This is a genomic window from Acidovorax sp. BL-A-41-H1 (genome assembly GCF_051942715.1).
In genome coordinates, this window is record NZ_JBPVJQ010000012.1 from 96033 (window position 1) to 118465 (window position 22433).

Annotated in this window: 20 protein-coding genes; 10 read left to right on the plus strand and 10 right to left on the minus strand. The window is 66.2% G+C overall.

What is annotated here, in order from left to right; genetic code table 11:
• Positions 1-34 precede the first annotated feature (34 nt).
• Positions 35-985, minus strand: a complete 951-nt coding sequence (locus ACTPOI_RS24895) for a homoserine kinase (protein ID WP_440114091.1) — start codon at positions 983-985, stop codon at positions 35-37.
• 107 nt (positions 986-1092) lie between these two features.
• Positions 1093-1452, minus strand: a complete 360-nt coding sequence (locus ACTPOI_RS24900) for a hypothetical protein (RefSeq protein ID WP_440114094.1) — start codon at positions 1450-1452, stop codon at positions 1093-1095.
• A gap of 64 nt (positions 1453-1516) precedes the next feature.
• Here ACTPOI_RS24900 and polA point away from each other — a divergent pair, with 64 nt between their 5' ends.
• Positions 1517-4315: a DNA polymerase I gene (gene polA, locus ACTPOI_RS24905; RefSeq protein ID WP_440114097.1), complete on the plus strand. Its 2799-nt coding sequence runs from the start codon at positions 1517-1519 to the stop codon at positions 4313-4315.
• Positions 4316-4325: 10 nt separating this feature from the next.
• On the opposite strand, the gene ACTPOI_RS24910 is transcribed toward polA, so the two are convergent.
• Together ACTPOI_RS24910 and ACTPOI_RS24915 are read right to left on the minus strand one after the other, a co-directional pair.
• Entirely contained in the window at positions 4326-4676 is a 351-nt protein-coding gene (locus tag ACTPOI_RS24910) for an NIPSNAP family protein (protein WP_440114100.1), read from the minus strand.
• Between the two features lie 89 nt (positions 4677-4765).
• On the minus strand, positions 4766-5566 hold the full coding sequence (locus ACTPOI_RS24915) for an isocitrate lyase/PEP mutase family protein (protein ID WP_440114103.1): 801 nt from the start codon (positions 5564-5566) through the stop codon (positions 4766-4768).
• A 288-nt stretch (positions 5567-5854) separates the two neighbouring features.
• Between ACTPOI_RS24915 and ACTPOI_RS24920 the strand changes: the two genes are divergently transcribed.
• From ACTPOI_RS24920 to ACTPOI_RS24935, 4 genes are all read left to right on the plus strand, one after another.
• Positions 5855-6151 carry an antibiotic biosynthesis monooxygenase gene (locus tag ACTPOI_RS24920; protein ID WP_172727764.1) on the plus strand — a complete coding sequence of 99 codons (297 nt, stop codon included), beginning with the start codon at positions 5855-5857 and terminating at the stop codon, positions 6149-6151.
• A gap of 256 nt (positions 6152-6407) precedes the next feature.
• Positions 6408-7310 (plus strand): glutathione-dependent disulfide-bond oxidoreductase, encoded by a 903-nt coding sequence (gene yghU / locus ACTPOI_RS24925; RefSeq protein WP_440114107.1) that lies wholly within the window; start codon positions 6408-6410, stop codon positions 7308-7310.
• Between the two features lie 21 nt (positions 7311-7331).
• Positions 7332-7964, plus strand: coding sequence for a glutathione S-transferase family protein (locus ACTPOI_RS24930; RefSeq protein ID WP_440114110.1), 633 nt, complete (start codon positions 7332-7334; stop codon positions 7962-7964).
• Positions 7965-8033: 69 nt separating this feature from the next.
• Positions 8034-8960, plus strand: coding sequence for a LysR family transcriptional regulator (locus tag ACTPOI_RS24935; protein WP_094285429.1), 927 nt, complete (start codon positions 8034-8036; stop codon positions 8958-8960).
• 27 nt (positions 8961-8987) lie between these two features.
• On the opposite strand, the gene ACTPOI_RS24940 is transcribed toward ACTPOI_RS24935, so the two are convergent.
• Complete coding sequence (locus tag ACTPOI_RS24940; RefSeq protein WP_440114113.1) at positions 8988-10202, minus strand: D-amino acid dehydrogenase; 1215 nt, start codon at positions 10200-10202, stop codon at positions 8988-8990.
• 329 nt (positions 10203-10531) lie between these two features.
• Here ACTPOI_RS24940 and ACTPOI_RS24945 point away from each other — a divergent pair, with 329 nt between their 5' ends.
• Both ACTPOI_RS24945 and ACTPOI_RS24950 read left to right on the plus strand, forming a co-directional pair.
• Entirely contained in the window at positions 10532-11422 is an 891-nt protein-coding gene (locus ACTPOI_RS24945; RefSeq protein ID WP_440114116.1) for an amino acid ABC transporter substrate-binding protein, read from the plus strand.
• 12 nt (positions 11423-11434) lie between these two features.
• Complete coding sequence (locus tag ACTPOI_RS24950; RefSeq protein ID WP_440114119.1) at positions 11435-12223, plus strand: aspartate/glutamate racemase family protein; 789 nt, start codon at positions 11435-11437, stop codon at positions 12221-12223.
• 67 nt (positions 12224-12290) lie between these two features.
• On the opposite strand, the gene ACTPOI_RS24955 is transcribed toward ACTPOI_RS24950, so the two are convergent.
• Entirely contained in the window at positions 12291-14681 is a 2391-nt protein-coding gene (locus ACTPOI_RS24955) for a PAS-domain containing protein (protein WP_440114122.1), read from the minus strand.
• A gap of 289 nt (positions 14682-14970) precedes the next feature.
• On the opposite strand from ACTPOI_RS24955, the gene ACTPOI_RS24960 reads away from it, so the two are divergent.
• On the plus strand, positions 14971-15867 hold the full coding sequence (locus ACTPOI_RS24960) for a dienelactone hydrolase family protein (protein ID WP_094285434.1): 897 nt from the start codon (positions 14971-14973) through the stop codon (positions 15865-15867).
• A gap of 146 nt (positions 15868-16013) precedes the next feature.
• Positions 16014-16868 carry a ZIP family metal transporter gene (locus tag ACTPOI_RS24965; RefSeq protein ID WP_440114126.1) on the plus strand — a complete coding sequence of 285 codons (855 nt, stop codon included), beginning with the start codon at positions 16014-16016 and terminating at the stop codon, positions 16866-16868.
• Between the two features lie 34 nt (positions 16869-16902).
• Here ACTPOI_RS24965 and ACTPOI_RS24970 read toward each other — a convergent pair whose 3' ends face one another.
• The 4 genes from ACTPOI_RS24970 to ACTPOI_RS24985 all read right to left on the minus strand — a co-directional run bounded on the left by ACTPOI_RS24970 (position 16903) and on the right by ACTPOI_RS24985 (position 20815).
• Positions 16903-17421 carry a hypothetical protein gene (locus tag ACTPOI_RS24970; RefSeq protein WP_440114129.1) on the minus strand — a complete coding sequence of 173 codons (519 nt, stop codon included), beginning with the start codon at positions 17419-17421 and terminating at the stop codon, positions 16903-16905.
• A gap of 62 nt (positions 17422-17483) precedes the next feature.
• Positions 17484-18539: a tripartite tricarboxylate transporter substrate-binding protein gene (locus ACTPOI_RS24975; RefSeq protein WP_440114132.1), complete on the minus strand. Its 1056-nt coding sequence runs from the start codon at positions 18537-18539 to the stop codon at positions 17484-17486.
• 261 nt (positions 18540-18800) lie between these two features.
• Entirely contained in the window at positions 18801-19550 is a 750-nt protein-coding gene (locus ACTPOI_RS24980; protein ID WP_440114135.1) for a LytR/AlgR family response regulator transcription factor, read from the minus strand.
• The gene (locus ACTPOI_RS24985) at positions 19547-20815 is read right to left on the minus strand and encodes a sensor histidine kinase (RefSeq protein WP_440114138.1); all 1269 of its coding nucleotides are present in this window, start codon (positions 20813-20815) and stop codon (positions 19547-19549) included. The genes ACTPOI_RS24980 and ACTPOI_RS24985 overlap by 4 nt, the downstream gene beginning before the upstream one ends.
• 52 nt (positions 20816-20867) lie before the next feature.
• Between ACTPOI_RS24985 and argH the strand changes: the two genes are divergently transcribed.
• Positions 20868-22340 carry an argininosuccinate lyase gene (gene argH / locus ACTPOI_RS24990; protein WP_440114141.1) on the plus strand — a complete coding sequence of 491 codons (1473 nt, stop codon included), beginning with the start codon at positions 20868-20870 and terminating at the stop codon, positions 22338-22340.
• Positions 22341-22433 lie beyond the last annotated feature (93 nt).

Sequence of the window (22433 nt, forward strand, 5' to 3'; positions counted from 1 at the left end):
CATCGCCATGCCCCGTGGTCTGGTGGGGATGGGGTCAGGCGTGCACCGGATGCGCCACACGGTGGCGCAGCACGCGCTCGAAGTGCGTGGGGTCGTGTGGCTTGAGCATGGAGGCCTCGCGCGGCAGGTAAAAGTCCCACAGCCGCGAGATCCAGAACCGCAGCGCGCCTGCGCGCAGCATGGCGGGCAGCAGCTCGCGCTCTGCGGCAGTCAGGGGGCGCACGGCTTGGTAGGCATCCAGCATGCGCGTGGCGCGTTCGGCATCGTGTGCGCCGGTGGGCAGGTCGATGCACCAGTCGTTCAGGCACACGGCCAGGTCGAACAGCCAGGTGTCCACGCCCGCAAAATAAAAGTCGAAGAAGCCGGTCAGCTCCTCGCCCTCGAACATCACGTTGTCGCGGAACAGGTCGGCATGTACGGGGCCGCAGGGCAGGGCCGCGTAGGTCGAGCTGGCCGCCACATGGTTCTGGTAAGCAAGTTCGGCGCGCAGCAGGGCCGATTGCGCCTCGCCAATGTGCGGCAGCACCACGGGCACGGTTTCGTTCCACCAGGGCAGGCCGCGCAGGTTGGGCTGGCGCCGCTCAAAGTCGCGCCCCGCCAGGTGCATGCGCGCCAGCATGGTGCCCACGGCCGCGCAATGCGCGCCCTGTGGCGCCAGCTGGCTCTTACCGCGCAGCTTGTTCACCACCGCAGCGGGCTTGCCACACACGGTGTGCAGGATGTCGCCGTTCTTGTCGGCACGCGGGTCGGGCACGGGCACACCGCCGTGCGCCAGGTGCTTCATCAGGTACAGGTAGAACGGCAGCTGCTCGGCCGTGAGGCGCTCGAACAGCGTGAGCACAAACTCGCCCTGGTCGCTGGTGAGGAAGTAGTTGGTGTTCTCGATGCCCCCCTCAATGCCGCGCAGCTCTACCAGCTCACCCAGTTGCAAACGGCGCAGCAGCTCGCGCGCCTCGGTGTTGGAGACTTCGGTAAAAACGGCCATCGCTCGGAAGGTATCGAAAAAGAGGAGGGAAGGGTTGGCGGGGCGTACGCAGGGCAGAGCAAGGCGGCTTGCTGCCGCTGCAGGCAGGCGGCGAGGCCGCCGCAGGCTTAGAACTTCAGCACGTTCCAGACACGCGGGGCAGTGGTGGTTTCGGCGCCGCTGTTGCTGCCCGCACGGCTGCGGGCGCCATCGGGCGACTGCACTTCGTAGCCGGGCATGTTGCCGGTCTTGGGCTGTACGGAAATGGTCTGTGTCTGGCCACCCACACGCAGCTCATCGACGCGGCTGCCCGCGTCTTCGACCTGGATGCGCTCGGTGCGCTGGTTGGTGCGGTCCGCTGGTTGCTCTTGATTTGATAGCGTTTCACGCTTATCAATTGCGCCAGAAGGGGCGTTTGGGCTTGTATTCTGGGCCAGGGCGGTGCCGCAGGCCATGCCCAGCAGCAAGAGAAGGTGAAGAGCGCGCATCGGGCGATTGTAGAGCGCTGCCTGGCAGGCGCTGCAGCCTGGCCCGGCCGTGCACAATTGCCGCATGACTGACAAAAAGACCCTGGTGCTGGTGGACGGCTCCAGCTACCTCTACCGCGCCTTCCATGCCATGCCCGACCTGCGGGCCGTACCGGGCGACCCTGGCAGCCCTGCCACCGGTGCCATTCGCGGCATGATCAACATGATGCAGGCGCTGCGCAAAGAGGTGACTGCCGACTACGCCGTCTGCGTGTTCGACGCCTCGGGCCCCACCTTCCGCGATGCCCTGTACACCGAATACAAGGCCACGCGCTCGCCCATGCCCGACGATCTGCGCAGCCAGATCGAGCCCATCCACCAGGTGGTGGACCTGCTGGGCTGGAAGGTGGTGGCCGTGCCCGGCGTGGAGGCCGATGACGTGATCGCCACCCTGGCCCACACGGCCGCGGCGCAGGGCATCGAGGTCATTGTGTCCAGCGGCGACAAAGACCTGAGCCAGCTGGTCAACGAGCACATCACCATCATCGACACCATGAGCGGCAAGCGCCGCGATGTGGCGGGCGTGACGGCCGAGTTTGGCGTGCCACCCGCGCTGATGGTGGACTACCAGGCCCTGGTGGGCGACACCGTGGACAACGTGCCCGGCGTGACCAAGGTGGGCCCCAAGACCGCCGCCAAGTGGCTGGAAGAATATGGCTCGCTCGACAACCTGATTGCCAACGCCGACGCCATCAAAGGTGTGGCAGGCAACAACCTGCGCGAGGCCATTGCCAGCGGCCAACTGGCCCTGAGCCGCCAGCTCGTCACCATGAAGACCGACTGCGCGCTGGCCGACTACATCCCCGGCCTGCCCGCGTTTGACGACATCACGCTCGATGCGCCCGACAACGAGGGCCTGCTGCCCTTTTACGAAAAGTACGGCTTCAAGGGCCTGGCCGCCGCCATCAGAGGTGCATCGGCTCCGGCGGCTACGGCCCCCACCGTTGCCATGCCCGGCCAAAGTGGCGACCTGTTTGCCGACCATTCCGCCAGCACCGTGGCCGAAGAAGCCCAGCACCGCACGGTGGTGTACGACACCATCCTCAACTGGGCTGACTTTGACCAGTGGCTGGAGCGCCTGCACAAGGCCCCGCTCACGGCCATCGACACCGAGACAGACTCCCTCGACGAAATGCGCGCGCAAATCGTCGGCATCAGCTTCAGCGTGCAGCCCGGCGAAGCCGCCTATATCCCCCTGCGCCACGAAGGCCCCGATGCGCCCGCGCAGCTGCCCATCGACGAAGTCCTCGTTCGCCTGAAGCCCTGGTTGGAAAACCCCAAGCACCACAAGCTGGGCCAGCACATCAAGTACGACCGCCATGTGTTCGCCAACCACGGCATCGAGGTGCAGGGCTACGCGCACGACACCATGCTGCAAAGCTACGTGCTGGAAGTGCACAAGCCCCACAACCTGACCAGCCTGGCCGAGCGCCACACCGGCCGCAAAGGCATCACCTACGAAGACCTGTGCGGCAAAGGCGCGCACCAGATTCCGTTTGCGCAGGTGCCGGTGGACAAAGCCGCCGCCTACTCGTGCGAAGACTCCGACCAGACCCTGGATGTGCACAACGCCCTGTGGCCCTTGCTGCAGGCCGACGACAAACTGCGCTTCATCTACGAGCTGGAGATGCAGAGCAGCGAAGCCCTGTACCGCATCGAACGCAACGGCGTGCTGATTGACGCGCCCACGCTGGCCGCACAAAGCCACGAGCTGGGCCAGCGCATCTTGCAGCTTGAAACCGAGGCGTACGAGATTGCAGGCCAGCCCTTCAACCTGAGCAGCCCCAAGCAACTGGGCGAAATTTTCTTCGACAAGCTGGGCATGCCCGTGGTCAAAAAGACCGCCACCGGCGCCCGCAGCACCGACGAAGAAGTGCTTGAAAAGCTGGCCGAGGACTACCCCCTGCCCGCCAAGCTGCTGGAGCACCGGGGCCTGGTCAAGCTCAAAGGCACCTACACCGACAAGCTCGCGCAATTGGCCTTGCCACGCACCGGCCGCGTGCACACCCACTACGCCCAGGCCGTGGCCGTCACAGGCCGCTTGTCCAGCAACGACCCCAACCTGCAGAACATCCCCATCCGCACCCCCGAAGGCCGCCGCGTGCGCGAGGCCTTTGTGGCCCCCGCAGGCCGCGTGATTGCCAGTGCCGACTACTCCCAGATCGAGCTGCGCATCATGGCCCACCTGAGCGGCGACCACTCGCTGCTGCACGCCTTCCACGCCGGGCTGGACGTGCACCGCGCCACCGCTGCCGAGGTGTTTGGGGTGGAGGTCGATCAGGTCACCAACGAGCAACGCCGCTACGCCAAGGTCATCAACTTTGGCCTCATCTACGGCATGAGCAGCTTTGGCTTGGCCAAGAACCTGGGCATCGAGACCAAGGCCGCTGCGGCCTACATCGACAAATACTTTCAGCGCTACCCCGGCGTAAAGCAGTACATGGACGACACCAAGGCCGCCGCCAAATCCATGGGCTATGTCGAAACCGTGTTTGGCCGCCGCCTGTACCTGCCCGAAATCAACTCCCCCAACGGCCCCCGCCGCGCCGGGGCCGAGCGCGCCGCCATCAATGCCCCCATGCAGGGCACGGCGGCTGACTTGATCAAGCTGGCCATGGTGGCCGTGCAGAAGGAGTTGGACGCCCACAAGCCGAACATCCAAATGATCATGCAGGTGCACGATGAACTGGTGTTTGAGCTGCCCGAGAGCGAGGTGGACTGGCTCAAGACCCACATCCCGCGCCTGATGGCGGACGTGGCGGCGCTGAAGGTGCCGCTACTGGCCGAGGTGGGGGTGGGGCCGAACTGGGACAAGGCACACTGAGCCGCGTGGATCAGGCCCCCTGCGTACCGGTGTTGGAGGCCCGCAGATCCTCGACCCCGGCAGCAGAAAGCCAGACCTGGGTGCTCAGGGAGCTTTCGATCTTTGCCACGATCTCTTCACGCGGCCCGCTGCGCCACGCCTCGGACGCGTAGAACTGGTCCTGGCTTTGCTGCAGGTCGGCCCGATCCTGGTATGCGCGGATGAGGAAGTAGCCATTCTCTTCGTGTGCAGAAATACCGTATGCCACCACGTCGGTCCCCCACTGCCTCAGCAAGGGGACGGACTGCTCGCTCACAAGCTGGTGGAAGGCCTTTGCAGTGTGGGCCTTGAGTTGGTAGGAGCGGATTTCGACGAGTCGCATGGGTGTGTTGGAGGCGGGTGAAAAAAGGGCCGGTGCAGCTTGTGTACAGCCCGGCGCTGGTGCATTGCCACAGCGCATGGAGGTGCACGCTATTGCGCAAAGAGAGCGTTGACGCTTGCAAAGGGGAGCGCACGGCTGAAAATTCTCTCACCTTCGCCCGCCATGAGCGCGGTGGTGTCCGCCTCCAGTTGTGCGTAGGCAGACAGGAACACAGCCGGGCCTGCACTGAGGCGACGCATGCCTGCCCGCCCCAGCTTTTCTGCATCCGGCAGCCCCGGCAGCAGCATCAGGTTGAGCGGCAGCCGCGCTGCTGAGGCGATCTGTTCAATGTCTGCTGTTTGCACCAAGCCCGGAACAAAAAGCCCATCTGCGCCAGCGCTCGCATAGTCTTTGGTCCGCGCCTTGACCATGGCCATCGCCTCGGGTCCCTCTGGGGCGAGGGAGCGCAGGTAAACATCGGTGCGGGCGTTGATGAACAATTCAGCAGCGCCGGTCCGCGACCGGATGGCCTGAATCTTTTCTGCAAGGATTTCGCTGGGTGCAGTGCCATCTTCAATGTTGATGCCTACAGCCCCGCATCGGAGGACTTCGGCCGCCAGCTCTGCCACCTCCTCGGGGCTGTCGCTGTACCCATCCTCGATGTCCACGGTCAGCGGCACGGCCAATGTCCGCACGATGCGGCGTATGGCAGACAGGAGTTCGCCCACAGGCAGCGCGCCGCCATCCTGGTAGCCCAAGGCCCAGCAAAGGGCCGCGCTGGACGTGGCGACTGCCTTGGCCCCCGCCCTCGCCTGAATGTGGGCGCTTGCTGCATCCCAGGCGTTGGGCAATAAAAGGACTTCATGCCGGTGGTGAAGGTCTCGAAAGTGGGCGGCCAGGGGGCTGGGCATTGTGGGTTCCTGAAAGTTGGGGATTGCCTAGGCTAGGGTGTGCGGGCGGGGATGTCTGGCCAGATCCGGACCTGTCCCTCAGGGGGCGGCACCCGGTGCAAGTGCATTCGCGGGCCATGCCCCATCAATGGTTGAGAAGCCCCACGACTGCAGCTCGAAGTTGCAAGCTGTTTCCAGTCAATTGCATGTTCACCGTACCATGCCGGGCCCAGCGTACTGGGCCGGCTTGCGGTCTAGGGCTCGTTGGGCAAGCCGTCAAAGGTTGACGATCAACTATCAATGCAACCCATGCAAAAAATCGCTCTCGTCGTAACAATTGAATTCAAACCTGAGTCAAAAGCGTCATTTCTGCAATCTTTGCTGGATCACAAGCAGCGCTGCTTGGCAGATGAACCGGGCACCCTGCAGTTTGAAGTGCTAGCGCCTGCCGAAAACACCCATTCGGTCGTGCTGTTCGAGTTGTATGCAAGCGCTGAGGCGCTGGTGGCGCACGATGCGGGTGGCAGCTTGGCACTGTTCAAAGAGCAGGCAGGCCCGTTGATCACCAAGGTCTCACGCCAACACTGTTCTGTCCTGAGCCCTTGAATTCAGCACCTCCGAGCGCTCTATTCAGCAACCTTCTCCAGGGTGCCGCGCTGGGCGGGTTGATGCGGGTTCGAGACCACTCGGGGTTTTTGCCTTTTGGGGGTTAGTCGCATCGCCAGAGCACTGGCGGTGCAATTTGACAAGGCGCTTCGGTGGTATTCGCCCCAGCCCAGCGACGGACAAATTGCGTCGCTAAACTCCCCAGGCAACTGCTGGCGATCCCGCCACTTTCCATCCCATTTGCCTGGAGCTGTGCATGCCCGATTCCACCCCCTACACCCCTCCCGCCATCTGGCAATGGAACAAAGCAAACGGCGGCCATTTCGCCAGCATCAACCGGCCCGTTGCCGGGGCTACGCACGATAAAGAGCTGCCCGTGGGCAAGCACCCGCTACAGCTCTATTCGCTGGGCACGCCCAATGGCGTGAAGGTGACGGTGATGCTGGAAGAGCTGCTGGCGCTGGGCCACAGCGGTGCGGAGTACGACGCGTGGCTGATCCGCATCAATGAGGGCGAGCAGTTTGGCAGCGGGTTTGTTGCGGTGAATCCCAACTCCAAGATCCCTGCGCTGCTGGACCGCACCGACCCCGCCAACCCTGTGCGGGTGTTCGAGTCCGGCGCGATCCTGATGTACCTGGCCGAGAAGTTCGGTAGCGCCTTCTTGCCCAAAGACGGCGCTGCGCGCGCCGAGTGCCTGTCGTGGCTGTTCTGGCAGATGGGTAGTGCGCCGTTTGTGGGCGGGGGCTTCGGGCATTTTTATGCCTATGCGCCGGTCAAGATCGAGTACGCGATCGACCGCTATGCCATGGAGGCGAAGCGCCAGCTCGATGTGCTGAACCAGCGCCTGGCCGTGACCGAGTACGTGGCGGGCGATGAGTACACGGTGGCCGATATGGCGATCTGGCCCTGGTACGGCCTGATGGTGAAGGGGCAGGCCTACAACGCAGGCGAGTTTTTGCAGGTGCATGAATACACGCATGTGGTGCGCTGGGCCGAGCAAATCGCCAAGCGTCCGGCGGTGCAGCGCGGGCGCAAGGTCAACCGTGTCAGTGGCGACCTGGCCAGTCAATTGCGTGAGCGGCATGACGCCAGCGACTTTGACACCAAGACGCAGGACAAGATCGAGGCTGCAGCAGCAGCTTCTTCGCCTGCACGTTGAGTGTTTTTGCAAGGCGTCACCATGATCACTTTGTACGACTGCGCCACGGCGCCCAGCCCGCGCCGCGCGCGCATCCTGCTGGCAGAAAAGGGTGTGGTCCACGACACCGTGCAGGTGGACCTGCGCAATGGCGAGCAACTGGGCGAGGCGTATCGCCAGATCAACCCGCAGTGCACGGTACCTGCGTTGCGCACGGACGACGGTTTGCTGCTGACCGACAACGCGGCGATCGCGGCGTATCTCGAAGCGCGCTACCCGCAGCCCGCACTGCTGGGCGAAACGCCCGCAGAAAAGGCGGAGATCGCCAGCTGGAACTGGCGCATGGAGTTCGAGGGCCTGTTGGCCATTGCCGAGGCGCTGCGCAACAGCGCGCCCGCCATGGCCAACCGGGCGCTGCCCGGCGCAGTGGATTACCCACAGATCCCGGCGCTGGCGGAGCGCGGGCTGGTGCGTGTGGGGCAGTTTTTCAATCTGTTGAATGATCGATTGGCAGGCCGCGACTTCATTGCCACCGACCGCTTCAGCGTGGCCGACATCACGGCCGTGGTGGCCGTGGACTTTGCGCGGGTGGTCAAGCACAAGCCCGGCGAGCAGCACCCGCACTTGCTGCGCTGGCGTGCGGTCATGGCGCAGCGGCCGTCGATGTCGCTCTAATCCCCGTTTGAGTCGCAATGGGTGGATGCAAGGATTGCGCATCGGGCCTGTTCCTTGCATTGTTATTTGATGCGCCTTCGCCACATAGAAGTTTTCAACGCCGTCATGCTCACCGGCAGCGTGAGCGCGGCGGCCCGCCTCATCAACGTCACGCAGCCTGCGGTCAGCCGCATCCTGGCGCATGCTGAACTGCAGCTGGGCTTTCCGTTGTTCCACCGGCTAAAGGGCAAGCTGGTGCCCACCACCGAGGCACAGACCCTGTACCCGCACATCGAGCGCCTGTTCACCCAGCTGGACGATGTGCAGCGCCTGGCCAACAGTCTCAAAAATGACCAACGTGAGGGCGAACTGCACATCCTGAGCGTGCTGGCACTGAGCTACGAGGTGCTGCCGCGCGCGCTGCGGTTCTTTCGGCAGAAGCACCCGGATGTGAAGGTCACCATCGATGCATTGCACTCGCCCCAGATCGTCTCGGCCCTGGTGCTGCAGGAGGCGGATGTGGGCTTTGTGTTCAGCGCCATTGCCCACCCCGCGCTCACGCAAGAGCACCTGGCCGATGGGCGCATGGTGTGTGTGGCGCCCAAGGGCATGCTGGGTGCTGCGCTGGTGGCGGCGGGCGTGGTGCACCTGTCTGACCTGGCGGAGACGCCCGTGGTGCGGCTCGATGTGCGCGACCCCATCGGCACGGTGGTCAACCATGCCTGCCGTGAAGCGGGTGTGGGGCTGCAGACGGCGATCACGGTGCAGACCTACCACGCTGCGCTGGCTTTGGCACACCACGGCCATGCGGTGGCGGTGGTGGACAGCTGCACGGCCGCATCGGCCGACCGCAGCAAGGTGGACGTGATGGCGCTGGCGCCCCACATTGCCGTGCCCATCAAGTCATTGCGCACCGTGAACCGGCCCAGCTCGCTGCTGGCCAGTGCCATGACGCAGTGCATGCGCCAGGCCGTGGGCGAGACCATGGCCTCTGTGGATTTGCCCGACGTGGAGTAGCGCGCAGGGCCGAGGCTGCACGGTGGCTCAGGCGGGAGCCAGCAGCTCCGCGACCTGCGCGGCCGTGCCAAACGCCAGCGTGAAGCCCAGCGAGCCATGGCCCGTATTGAGCAGCAGGTTGGCGGGGCCGCTGGCGTGTGGGCCCACCACAGGCAGGCCAGTGGGCGTGGCGGGGCGCATGCCGGTCCAGGGGCGCAGTTCTTCAAACTGGCTGCAGCCCGGGAACAAAGCGCGCGTGGCCTGGCACAGGCTTTCAATGCGTGCGGGGGGGATGCGGGCATCGTGCCCCACCAGCTCGGCCATGCCAGCCACACGCAGCCGGTGGCCGATGCGTGCAAAGACCACCTTGCGGGCGGCGTCGGTCACGTTGACGCGGGGCACGGTTGCGGACGCTTCGGTGGTGTCGAGCGTGATGCTGTAGCCCTTGAGTGGATAGACCGGCAGGCGAAGCCCCAGCGTGCGGGCCACCGGGTGGCTGTGGCTGCCCAGGGCCAGCACAAACTGCTGGGCCTCAACCGCACCGGCGCTGGTCCGCACGGCGGCGATGCGCCGGCCCTGGCGCACAAAGCCCTGTACCTGGGTGCCCAGCAGAAAGCGCACGCCGCGTGCGGCGAGCACGGCCTGCAGGCCCTGGCACAGCTTGAGGCAATCGGCTGCGCATTCGCTGGGGGTGTAGATGGCGCCCGCGATCCGGTGCTGGTAGTGCTGCAGGGCGGGTTCGATCTCGGCACAGCGCGCCGCCGACACGGCCTGCTGCTGGCTGCCCCAGGACCGCTGCAGCTCCATCTGCCGCTGGGCGGATGCCAGGCCTGCTTGCGTGTCGTACAGCACCAGCTTCCCGGTGCGGGAGAAGTCGCAGTCGATGGATTCGGACTGCAGCATGGCTTCAAGCCGGTGGCGGCTCAGCGCGGCCAGGGCCAGCAGGCGCTCGGTGCTGCGCTCGGACGTGTGTCGGTTGCAGGCGCGCAGAAACGCAAGGCCCCAGTGCCATTGGTGGGTGTCCCATTGCGGGCGCAGCTTGAGCGGGGAGCTGGGCGACAGCAACAGGCGGGGCAGCTGGCGCCAGATGCTGGCATCGGCCAGGGGCTGCACGTAGCTGTAGCTGAGCTGGGCGCCGTTGCCACCGCTGGCGCCGGTGCCCGGCTGGGCCTGGTCGATGACGGTGACTTGCAGGCCGCGCTGCTGGAGTTCATACGCCGTGGCCAGGCCGACGATGCCTGCGCCCAATACACATACCTGCATCTTGTGGGGAATGGATGGTTGACTGATGGCAGGCCAATGTAGGGCGAGGGCTGCGCTTTGAACAATGCCAATGCCGTGCCTGCCTATGCCGGTAAGTTATGTGCTTCAGCCCCAGTCACCCCAGGCCTGCCCCTTGCATGCAGGCATGGCGCAAATGGTGCGCGCTGAAGCAATTTGGTGCAGTGTTGTGCACCGCAAAAGGGCCATAACTTTTCATCATGACGCACCCCCGCGAATGAATTGTTCAACGGCGCCGCGAGTTTTTACAGTGCCCCTGCGTTCTGCTTTTTCATTCACCCGTTTACCTGCTTTTTTGCAAAGGGATCCCCATGAAGCTCTCCGCCGTCACTTCTGCTGCCCTGGTGGCGGTCGGCCTGCTGGCCTGCACCGTGGCCAGTGCCGACACCCTCAAGAAGATTGCCGATACGGGCAAGATCACGCTGGCCTACCGCGAGTCGTCGGTGCCCTTCAGCTACCTGGCGGGCCCGGGCGTGCCCGTGGGGTTCTCGGTGGATATTTCCAACGCGGTGGTGGATGCGGTGAAGAAGCGCCTGAACAACCCGGCCATCAAGGTGGAGCTGCAGGCGGTGACCTCGCAGAACCGCATTCCGCTGCTGACCAACGGCACCATCGATCTGGAGTGTGGCTCCACCACCAACAACACGGCACGGGCCAAGGATGTGCAGTTCGCCATCAACCACTTCTACACCGGCACCCGGCTGCTGACCAAGAAGACCTCGGGTGTCAAGAACTACGCCGACCTGGCCAGGAAGAAGGTGGCCAGCACATCGGGCACCACCAATGCCCAGGTGATCCGCAAGTACAGCCGCGACAACAACCTGGACCTGGACATCGTGCTGGGCAAGGACCATGACGATGCCGTGCTGCTGGTGGACAGTGGCCGGGCCGAGGCGTTTGCGATGGACGACATCCTGCTGTTTGGCCTGATGGGCAACCAGCGCAACCCGGCCGATTGGACGGTGGTGGGTGATTCGTTGCAGGTGGAGCCTTACGCCTGCATGCTGCGCAAGGACGACCCGCAGTTCCAGGCGCTGGTCAACGGCGTGATCGGCGGGATGATGAAGTCCGGCGAATTCGACAAGCTCTATACCAAGTGGTTCATGTCGCCCTTGCCACCGCGCAACCAGAACCTGAACCTGGCCATGAGCAAGGAACTGCGCGAGAACCTGGTGGCGCAGAGCGACAAGCCCGCCCAGTAAGCCGGAGCGCGCATGTCTTTGGTGTCTGCAAGCCCCCCACACACACCGCAGGTGGTGGGCATTCTGGGCGGGATGGGCCCGGCTGCCGGGGCGGATTTTGTGCGCCTGTTCGTGCAGGCCTGCACAACACGCATGGAGGTGCTGGGCATTCCGGTGCGTGATCAGGCCTACCCCGAGCACTGGCTGGCGCAGGTGCCCATCCCGGACCGCACGGCCGCGCTGAACGACACGCGCCCCGGCGCGCACCAGCCCGCAGACCCGATGCTGCAGGCCACCGGGCGGCTGGCTGCGCTGGGGGCGCGGGTGGTGGCGATTGCCTGCAACACAGCCCACGCGTGGCACGGCATCCTGCAGCAGCGGTTTCCGCAGATGGTGGTCTTGCACGGCGTGCAGGAGGTGGTGGCCGAGCTGTCGGCGCGCGAGGTGCAGGGCGTGGGGCTGCTGGCCACGCGCGGCGCCTACGACGCAGGCCTTTACCAGCGTGAGCTGGAGCGGGCGCACATTGCCTGCTCTGTGCCCGACGACCATGAACGCGAGCAGCTGATGCAGGGCATCTACGAGGGTGTGAAAGCGGGCAACTACCCGCTGGCGCGCCAGCGCTTTGAAGCCGTATCGATTGCGCTGCAGGAGCGCTACAGCGTGTCCACGCTGATCATGGGCTGTACCGAGATTCCGCTGGCGCTGTCGGAGCACCCCCGGCTGGAAGGGATCTCGCTGGTGAACCCCTCGGTGGTGCTGGCCTCGGCACTGGCCCGGCATGCCTACTGCGATATGCCCACCGAGGGCATGGCCCAGGCCTGAAAAGTTCCAGGCTGGGAGCCTTGAGAGTCACTGCAGGCGGCGTGTCTCGCGCACTGGGCCCCCAGTGTCAGCCCGCCTCGTCGAACACCTCCAGCCGGTTGCGGCCGCCATGTTTGGCGTGGTACAGGGCTGCGTCGGCGGCCTGCACCAGGCTGTCTGGCTGGGCTCCGGGGCGCGGCACCATGCTGGCCACGCCCGCGCTGAGCGTGACGATGGGCGCCGTGGGCGAGCGGGGATGCTGCAGGGCGGCTTCGCGCAGGCTGTCCATGCAGCGCTGGGCAGCCGTCACCGCGTCGGCCACGGTGGCGTCGGGTAGCAGCAGCACAAATTCTTCGCCGCCATAGCGGGCGGCAATTTCGTCTGCGCGGCGGATGTTGCCCTGCAGCAGCTGGGCCACGCGGCGCAGGCATTCATCGCCCGCCAGGTGGCCATAGTGGTCGTTGTAGAGCTTGAAATGGTCGATGTCGATCAGCACCACGGCCAGCGGCAGGTGGTGGCGGCCGCAGCGCATCCACTCGGCGGCCAGCCGTTCGTCAAAGCGGCGCCGGTTGCTGATGCCGGTCACGCCGTCGGTGGTGGACAGCAGGGCGAGCTTGGCGTTGGCAGCGGCCAGTTCCTGCTCCTTGCGCACCAGCTGGGTCACGTCGGTGCGCACACCGGCAATGCCGCCCTGGGGCGTGCGCCGTTCATCGGCCTGCAGCCAGCGGCCCTCGGGCAGGCGCTGCAGCACGGCCTGGTTGGCCGCGCGGTGGTCAGCCACGCGCTGGGCGACCCATTTCTCTTCGTTGCCCACGGCGTCCAGGTACTGGCCCCGCTCGGCGCCATAACGAGCAATCTGCTCGAACGTGCTGCCCGGAACGATCACCGGCGCCGAGATGGGGTAGAGCCTGCGGTACTGTGTGTTGCACACCACCAGTCTGTCGTCGGCATCGAACAGCGCGAACCCTTCGGGCAGGGATTCCACCGCGTCCTGCAGCAGCTGGCGCGCCTGCTGTGCGGCCTCCTGGGCGCTCTCCAGGGCCTGGCGCTGCTCAATGAGGTCGGTGATGTCCAGGCGCACCGCCACCACGTAGTTCTCGGGGGTGCGGGTTTCGTAGATGTTGATCCAGCGCCCGTCGGCCAGGCGCTGCACCAGGGTGGACGTGCGGCTGCCGTGCTCGGACAGGCGCTCGGCGATCCAGGCTTCCTCGCGGCCCTGGGCCGAGGGGATCAGGCCCCGCTCCACCGAGTAGCGCAGGATGTCGGCAAAGCTCTTGCCAAGATGCTCTGCGTAGTTCATGTGCGGGTACATGCGTGAGAGCTGCTGGTTGAAAAGCACCAGGCGGTCCTGCTCGTCAAAGATCTCGATGCTCACGGGCAGTGCCTCGACCGCACGCTCCAGCAGCTGCCGGATGCGCTGGTTCTCTTGCCGGGCGGCATCGACCTTGTGGCGCTGCTCGATCAGGTCGCTGATGTCCAGACGCACCACCACCGTCATGCCCGAGGGCGTGCGGCTTTCGTGCATGTGCATCCAGGCTCCATTCGGGTAGTGGCGCACCTCCGGGCCGGGCCGGTGGCCACGAAGCGCCATTTCGTGCGCCAGCCACAGCTCTTCCTGGCCGCTGGCCTCCTGGGGGATGCCATGGCGCAGTCCCGCGCGCAGCAGCTCTTCGTAGGTCTTGCCCAGCGACTCCGCCACCGGCAGGTGCGGGCGCAGGCGTGCCATCTGGTCGTTGCACAGCACCAGGCGGTCGTTCTCGTCGTAGATTTCGAGCCCGGCGGGCATGGCATTGACGGCCTCGCGCAGGCTGCGTTCGGCGCGCTCGGCATCGTGCAGCGCCTGCTTGAGGGCGCGCTCCTTGTGCACAACATCGGTGATGTCGGCGCGCAGCACCACCACGCCGCCTCCTTCGGTGAGGCGTTCGGTGATCCGCATCCAGCGGTCGCCCTCGACCTCCTGCACTTCAGGCAGCTCGGGGGCGCGATGGCGGGCCATGCGGTGGGCAAGCCAGGTGTCCACGTCGGGCCGCGCGTCCACAATGTGGCCCGAGCGTGCGGCGCGGCGCAGCACATCCTCGAACAGCGTGCCGTATTCGACGGCCATCGAGGTGCCCGTGTTCACCTCGCGGTACTGGGCGTTGCACAGCACCAGGCGGTCGTCAGCGTCGTAGATGGCCAGTCCGTCCGGCAGGATGTCGAGCGTGGCCGACAGCTGGGTACTGGCGCGCCGGGCGGCTGCCTGGGCCTCGCTGGCCGTGTCGCGCAGTGCCAACACCTGCCGCACCAGCCACCATGACAGCAATGCGCTGGCCACCAGCCCGGCCCCGGCGGCCGTGGATGCAATGCGGGTTGCGAGGTCCATGGACCGGCTGGCCAGTGCCCAGGTCAGCAGGGCCAGGCCGCCAGCACCACAAACCCCCGCCACCAGCAACGCCAGCAGGTGTCCGCGCGGCAGGGTGGGTGGCGTGGTGCGGTGCATGCGGTGGGCAGTCGCGGCGAGGGGCTGAGGGGCTGGGCTACCTGGGGGGGCACGGGGTGGGTTGGTGGGGGCGCACGCGGCAGGTGCCGGGCGGTTCGAAGAAAGTCTAGCAGTGCTGCCCCAATTTCGATACCCGAAAATGCCGCCCTGCGGTAAACCCCAGCGGGGCGGTTGGTGCAGCCCGCAGGCACGCCCCGGGGGCTGCCGCCAGGCGGCCTGCAAAACCCCGCAACAAGCCCTAGACTGCGGGGCTCGTCCCTTTCTTGGCCCCCCTTTTTCGGAGAACCCCATGCTCAATGACGACCTCCACACCGACGCCCATGCCCTGCTGCCGGGCCGCACCACCGATGCGGGCGCCACCCGCCGCACCGCTCTGCAGGCGGCGCTGGGCCTGGGCTACGCGGCTGCTGCCGCACCCATCATGGCCCAGACGGCCATTGCCACACCGGCCGATGGGCTGACGGCGGGCGAGGTGAGCTTCACGGTCAATGGCTTCAAGGTGCCCGCCTACCGCGCGGCACCAGCGGGCAAGACAGGCCTGCCGGTGGTGCTGGTGATCCAGGAAATTTTTGGTGTGCACGAATACATTGCCGACACCTGCCGCCGGTTCGCCAAGGCGGGCTACCTGGCCATTGCGCCCCAGCTGTACGCGCGCCAGGGCGACCCCTCGCAGTACACCGAGATCGCCAAGCTCATGGCCGAGGTGGTTTCCAAGGTGCCCGACGCCCAGGTGATGGCCGACCTGGACGGCGCCGTGCAGTGGGCCGCCGCCAACGGTGGCGACGCTGCGCGGGTGGGCATCACCGGTTTTTGCTGGGGCGGCCGCATCACCTGGCTGTATGCCGCGCATGGCCCCGTCAGGGCTGGTGTGGCCTGGTACGGGCGCCTGGTGGGCCAGGCGAGCGAACTCACGCCCAAGCACCCTGTGGACATCGCCCCCATCCTCAAGGCGCCCGTGCTGGGCCTGTATGGTGAAAAAGACACCGGCATCCCCCTTGACACGGTTGATAAGATGAAAGCTGCCCTGGCCGGTGGCTCGCCGCAGGCCAAGGCATCGGAATTTGTGGTGTACCCCGACGCGCCCCATGCCTTCCATGCCGACTACCGCGCGAGCTATCGCAAGGAAGCGGCCGAGGATGGCTGGAAGCGCGCGCTGGCCTGGTTCAAGGCGCAGGGCGTGGTCTGACCCTCCTGTGCGACCGGATCCGGCCCTGTGCCGGTGGGCCGACTGCAGCCGCCCCCCCAACGGGGGCGGCTTTTTTATCGCGATTTCGGGTATGGTTTTTTGAAAGAAAATAGGCCCTGGCGCCTGTCTATAAAGCGCAATAAGCTATGACTTTGATAGCAATCATTCTGGCCACGCTGGCCGCAGGCATTGGCAGCGTGTGGCTGGCCGCACTGCTCATGCGGCTGGGCCTGGGCGGTCGGGCCGATGGTGTGGGCCCGCAACACCTGCTCAGCCTGGCGGCGGGGGCCCTGCTGGCCACGGCCTTCATGCACCTGCTGCCCGAGGCGTTCGAGAGTCAGGCGGGCGCGCACGACCTGTTTGCCACCTTGCTGGTGGGCGTGGTGTTCTTCTTTTTGCTCGACAAGGCCGAGCTGTGGCACCACGGGCATGAGCACAGCCACTCTGCGCCTGCCGCGCAGGACCATGCCCACGGCCATGGGCATTCCGACGATGCCCACCACGGCCATGACCATGGCCATAGCCATGCGCACCACCACCATGGCCCGCGCTCGGGCGGCTGGGCCGTGTTGACCGGCGACAGCGTGCATTGTTTTGGCGACGGCATCCTCATCGCCTCGGCGTTCCTGGCCGACATCCGCCTGGGGGTGATCGCTGCTGTGTCGGTGCTGGCGCACGAGGTGCCGCACCACATGGGCGACCTGGTGGTGCTGCGCCAGACCAGCCCCAACCGCCGCATGGCCTTGGTCAAGGTGTCGCTGGCGGGCGCGGTGACGGCGCTGGGCGGGGTGGTGGGCTACTTCCTGGTGGGGCAGCTGCAGGACTTCTTGCCGTATTTCCTGGCTGTGGCGTCGAGCAGTTTTGTGTATGTTGCGCTGGCCGACCTGATTCCCCAGCTGCAAAAGCGCCTCACGGCACGCGAGACCATCGCGCAGATCGCCTGGCTGATCGCAGGCATGGTGATCGTCACGCTGGTGAGCGGGGCGGCGCATGCGCATTGACGGTGAATCGCCACTGCGCAATGCGCAGCCCCCGTTAGCGTGGGGCGGGGCGCCTGGGTTTGAGGTAGAAGGCGCTGCCCTGACGCGCCGATCTGTACGGCACCACATCCAGCACGGCCGCGTGGCGCTGCAAGGCCAGAACGCCGGTGTGGTGCAGAAAATGGCCATTGCTGCGGCGGTGTGATTCGTACCGTGCCCCTTTCCCCTCGTTGATGAACACGAGGAGAAACTCGCCTTCCGCTACGCTGGCGGGGGATTCTTGCAGGCAGTCAGGTGCCAATTCACCCAGGTCTTTGCAGACAGCGTGCCAGGCACTGTAGGGGGTGTAGATACGCACCTGCGTCCACGCAAATTCGGCCGCCCGGGCCATGTCCACCATGCCGCTGTTGCGGGCCTGCTCGCCAATGCGGTCAGACACGGTGGGCTGGCCACAGGCCACCAGACCCACCAGGGCTGCGCAAGCCCATGACCAGGCGCTATGGCGCTGCAGCGGAGCTGCGGACCGGCGGTTCGCGGCGGCCTGCCCGGGGTTGGTGGATGGGAGATGCTGCATTTCAAATAGGTTCGCAGTGGCTGGCACGCTCTTGTGCTTGGGGCCAGGGGGAGTGATGCAGGTCAGTCAGCGTAAGTCCCTGCCTGCCGGATCAATGCGCCCCAGCGGTCCACCTCGGAAGACAGCTGAGTGCGCAGGCCCTCTGGCGTTTGCAGTTCTGGTTTGACGACCACCACCCCCACGTCATCCAGCCGCTTGATGAGCGCAGGGTCTTTCAACGCGGCTTTCAGCGCCGTGTTGAGGGTTGCCAGCACCGGGGCGGGTGTGGCCTTGGGGGCATAGAGGCCGTGCCAGACCACCACCTCGAAGTCTTTCAGTCCGGCCTCGCGCAGCGTCGGCGCATCCGGCAGGGGCTTGAGCCGTTCGCGGGTGGTGACGCCGTAGAGCTTGACCTTGCCCGACTTGATGTGCTGAACCGTCTGCATCGACTGGTCGCACATGAGGTCCACCTGCCCGCCGATCAGGGCGGTCAACGCAGGCGCGGTCCCCTGGAAAGGCACGGTCGTGCTCTCGACGCCCACCGCCTGCTGCAACAGCATGCCGCACAACTGCGACGCAGCACCCAGCCCTGCATGTGAAAGGTTGACGGCCTTTCCTTCCCGTTTGAGGTAGCTGATCAACTCCTGCGGGGTTTTGGCGGGCAGGTCGGGGCGTCCGATGACCGTCATGGGCACATCGGCCACCTGGCCAAGGTATTCGAAATCCTTCAGCGGGTCGAAAGACAGTTTGCGGTAGAGGCTGGGCGCAGTGGACATGCCGATGTGGTGCAACAGCAGCGTGTAGCCGTCCTTGGCAGCGCGCGCCACCGAGGCAGATGCCACCGTTCCGCCTGCGCCTGCGCGGTTTTCCACGATCACCGTCTGTCCCAGGCTTGCGCCCATGGACTGCGCCAATGCGCGCCCCAACAGGTCCGTCGGGCCACCGGCCGCAAACGGGATCACCAAGGTGACGGGCTTGGTAGGAAAAGCTTGTGCATGTGCGCCGAAGGAACCCACGGCCGCGACGGCCGCCACCAGCGCCAAGACGCAGTGCCGCAAGAAGGCCGCTCGTTGCGGCACGGCGGCAGTTGTGGTGGCGCCTGCGGCGAGGGCAATGGGCCGGGGGAGGGGGTTGCGCATGGTGCTCCTTGGAACGGTGAAGAGGTTCGCCGGAGTATCTGGCTCAGGTATTGCGGAAACAATCTGCTGACTGTGAAGTCGTTATTCACACTTTGTGTTGAATTGGTGCCCCAATCAGCGCCTGCAGCGTGCCGGTGGTGCTCCATTTGCGCAAGGGCTTCTGGGCGAGGCGCGCAGGCCATGGGTGGTGCAGAGGGCGCGCTCCGTGAGCGCTGCCCATGCCGCAGCAGAAAAGTGCGGTGTAGGCCCAGCAGCGCTGGTTCAGCGCGCCAGCTCTTCCCGCACCGCCGCCACCTGCCTGCGCGACACTGCCAGCAGTTCGGTGGAGCCTTGCAGGCGCACGGCCCAGCCCTCGCCCTCCTCGGGGTCGTAGTGTTTCTCCAGCGCCCGCACGGCGCGGCGGGCCACCAGGGCGTTGCGGTGGATGCGCATGAAACGGGGGGCGAACTTGGCTTCGATCTCGCTGAGCGAGCCGTCCATGATGTAGCTGCGGGTGGGGGTGCGCACCGTCACGTACTTTTGTTCGGCCTTGAAGTACAGCACCTCGGCCAGGGGCAGGCGCTCGGTGCGGCCCCGGTCCTGGATCAGCAGGGTTTCGCCTTCGGGCACGCTGGGCGCAGCCACTGGTACCGGGGCGCGGGCATTGCGCTGCACCTTGGCCAGCGCCTGCTGCAGGCGCTCACGGCGCACGGGCTTGGTGAGGTAGTCCACGGCGTCCAGTTCGAACGCGCTCACCGCGTGGTCGGCATGGGCCGTCACAAACACCACCGCCGGGGGCTGGGGCAGGGTTTGCAGCGCGTGCGCCAGCGACAGGCCGTCCTGCCCCGGCATGTGGATGTCCAGCAGCACCAAGTCAAACGCCCGCCCGCCCGTGGGGCCAAGCTGCGCCAGCGCCTCGCCCGCGTTGGCGGCCTCGGCCACGGTGATGCGCTGGGTGTCCGCGCAGTCGGACAGCAAGGTGCGCAGGCGGCTGCGGGCCAGGGCTTCGTCGTCAACGATGAGGATGTTCATGGGCGGTCAAAGGATGGGTGGTCGTCCAGGGGCGCATGCTCGTCAGGTGCGGGCACCGCGCCCCGGCGCAGCGGTGGCGCCCCCCGGCGCACGGGGTGCCGTGCGCGGGAGGGTGGGCCGGGGTTCTTTTTGGGCTCGGGCGCGGGCAGCGAGATGCGCACCTGGTAGAGGCCGTCCTGCACGCCCGCCGTGAATTCGCCCTGCACGTCGTGCAGCAGTGCCAGCCGCGCGCGCACATTGGCCAGCGCAATGCCATGCCCCTTGCTGCTGCCCGCACCGGCGTCGTCCGGCGCGTCATGGCGGCCATCCTTGGGGGGCAGGGTGTTGGTGATGCGCACCACCACGCGGCTGCCGCGCAGCTCGGTCAGCACCCGCAGCTTGCCGCCGCGCGCACTGGGCTCCACTCCGTGTTTGACGGCGTTTTCGACCAGCGGCTGCAGCAGCAGCGGGGGCAGGCGGGCGGCGTCGGTGCGTGGGTCCAGGTTCCACTGCACCTGCAGGCGCTTGCCAAAGCGCACCTCTTCAATGGCCAGGTAGCGGCGCGCGAGCGTGATCTCTTCGGCCAGCGTGACCGATTCGCCTTGCTCCACCAGGGCCACGCGGAACAGGTCGGAGAGGTCTTCCAGCAGCGACTCGGCCTTGGCCGGTTCTTCGCGCACCAGGGCGATGGCGCTGTTGAGGGTGTTGAACAGAAAGTGCGGACGGATGCGCGACTGCAGCTCGGTCAGGCGCGCTGTGGTGGCGGCCGGGGTGCGGCCCCGTGCGCGCAGCACCAGCGCGGCCACCAGCATGGCGGCCAGCAGGGCGCCCGTGGCGGCGCTGGCCAGCCAGGGGGGCGACGCAGCCATGCCCACCAGCGCCAGCATGCCGCACCCGTAAGCGCCAGCCAGCGCCCCCAGCAGCACACCTGCCGCATATTGCTGCGCAGTGGACAGGCGCTGCAGCACGGTCTTGAGGCTGCAGGCCGTGATCAGCCACACCAGCGTGGCGGGCAGGGCGCCGCCTGTGAGCAGCGCCAGACTGGCCAGCCACTGCAGCGGGCTGCTGGCGCCATACATGGCCCCTACGCCCACCACCGCTTCCACAAACAGCACAGCACGCAGCACCACACCGACCTGGCAGGCATCAAACACCAGGGCCCGACCGCGCGGCGGCTGCCCGCCTGGCCCGGCGCCCGCAGCGGCCCGCACGCTGCGCGCGGACCGTTCCGGAGGGGCAGAATCCGGCAGCGGGGGCTGGGTCGATAAAATTTGCGTGTTTTGCATTGCGGCGCCCGGGTAGTCCGGGTGTCTGAACTTCCGGATTATTGCCCTCCTTATGTCCAAAGCCCAAGCCACCAGCGCTGACTCTGCGCCGTCCCACAACCAGCTCGACACCAAGGCCCAGGCCTGGTCGGCGCTGTTTTCCGAGCCTATGAGCGACTTGGTCAAGCGCTACACCTCCAGCGTGTTCTTCGACAAGCGCCTGTGGCAGGCCGATATTGCGGGCAGTCTGGCGCATGCCGAGATGCTGGCGGCCCAGGGGGTGATCAGCGCCGAAGACCACGCCTCCATTCAGCGCGGCATGGCGCAGATCACGCAAGAGATCGAATCCGGTGCCTTTGAATGGAAGCTGGACCTGGAAGACGTGCATCTGAACATCGAGGCGCGCCTGACGCAGCTGGTGGGCGATGCGGGTAAGCGCCTGCACACCGGCCGCAGCCGCAACGACCAGGTGGCCACCGACGTGCGCCTGTGGCTGCGCGGCGAGATTGATCTGATTGGCGACCTGCTGAAAGAGCTGCAGGTCTCGCTGGTGGATGTGGCCGAACAGAACGTGGACGTGATCCTGCCCGGCTTCACCCACCTGCAGGTGGCCCAGCCGGTGAGCTTTGGTCACCACATGCTGGCCTATGTAGAGATGTTCAAGCGCGACGCCGAGCGCATGGCCGACGTGCGCCGCCGCACCAATGTGCTGCCGCTGGGCAGCGCGGCCTTGGCCGGCACCACCTACCCGCTAGACCGCGAGCGCGTCGCAAAAACCCTGGGCATGGAGGGCGTGTGCCAGAACAGCCTGGACGCCGTGAGCGACCGCGACTTCGCCATCGAATTCACCGCCGCGGCCAGCCTGTGCATGGTGCACGTGAGCCGCCTGTCCGAAGAACTCATCATCTGGATGAGTCAGAACTTCGGCTTCATCAAGATTGCGGACCGCTTCACCACGGGCTCGTCGATCATGCCGCAGAAGAAGAACCCCGACGTGCCCGAACTGGCGCGCGGCAAGACCGGCCGCGTGGTCGGCCACCTGATGGGCCTGATCACGCTGATGAAGGGCCAGCCCCTGGCCTACAACAAGGACAACCAGGAAGACAAGGAGCCGCTGTTCGACACGGTGGACACGCTCAAGGACACGCTGCGCATCTTTGCCGAGATGGTGGGCGGCCAGCTGAACCCTGCCACGGGCAAAAAGGAAGGCGGCATCACCGTCAATGCACAGGCCATGGAGCAGGCGGCGCTCAAGGGCTACGCCACCGCCACTGACCTGGCCGACTACCTGGTGAAAAAGGGCTTGCCCTTCCGCGACGCCCACGAAACGGTGGCACACGCGGTGAAGGCGGCCACCACGCACGCCTGCGACCTGTCAGAGCTGCCCCTGGCCGTGCTGCAGGGCTTCCACCCGGCCATCGAGAAAGACGTGTACGAGTGCCTGAGCCTGCGTGGTTCGCTCAACGCGCGCAACACGCTGGGCGGCACCGCGCCTGCGCAGGTGCGCGCCCAGCTGGCACGCCACCGCGCACGCCTGGAAAAATGAGTCAACCCCCTGAGGCGCTGCGCGCTATCCCCCTTCTCTCGAATTGCTGTGCAATTCGGGAAGGGGGACGCAGCCAGCGCGGCGGGGCGGCCC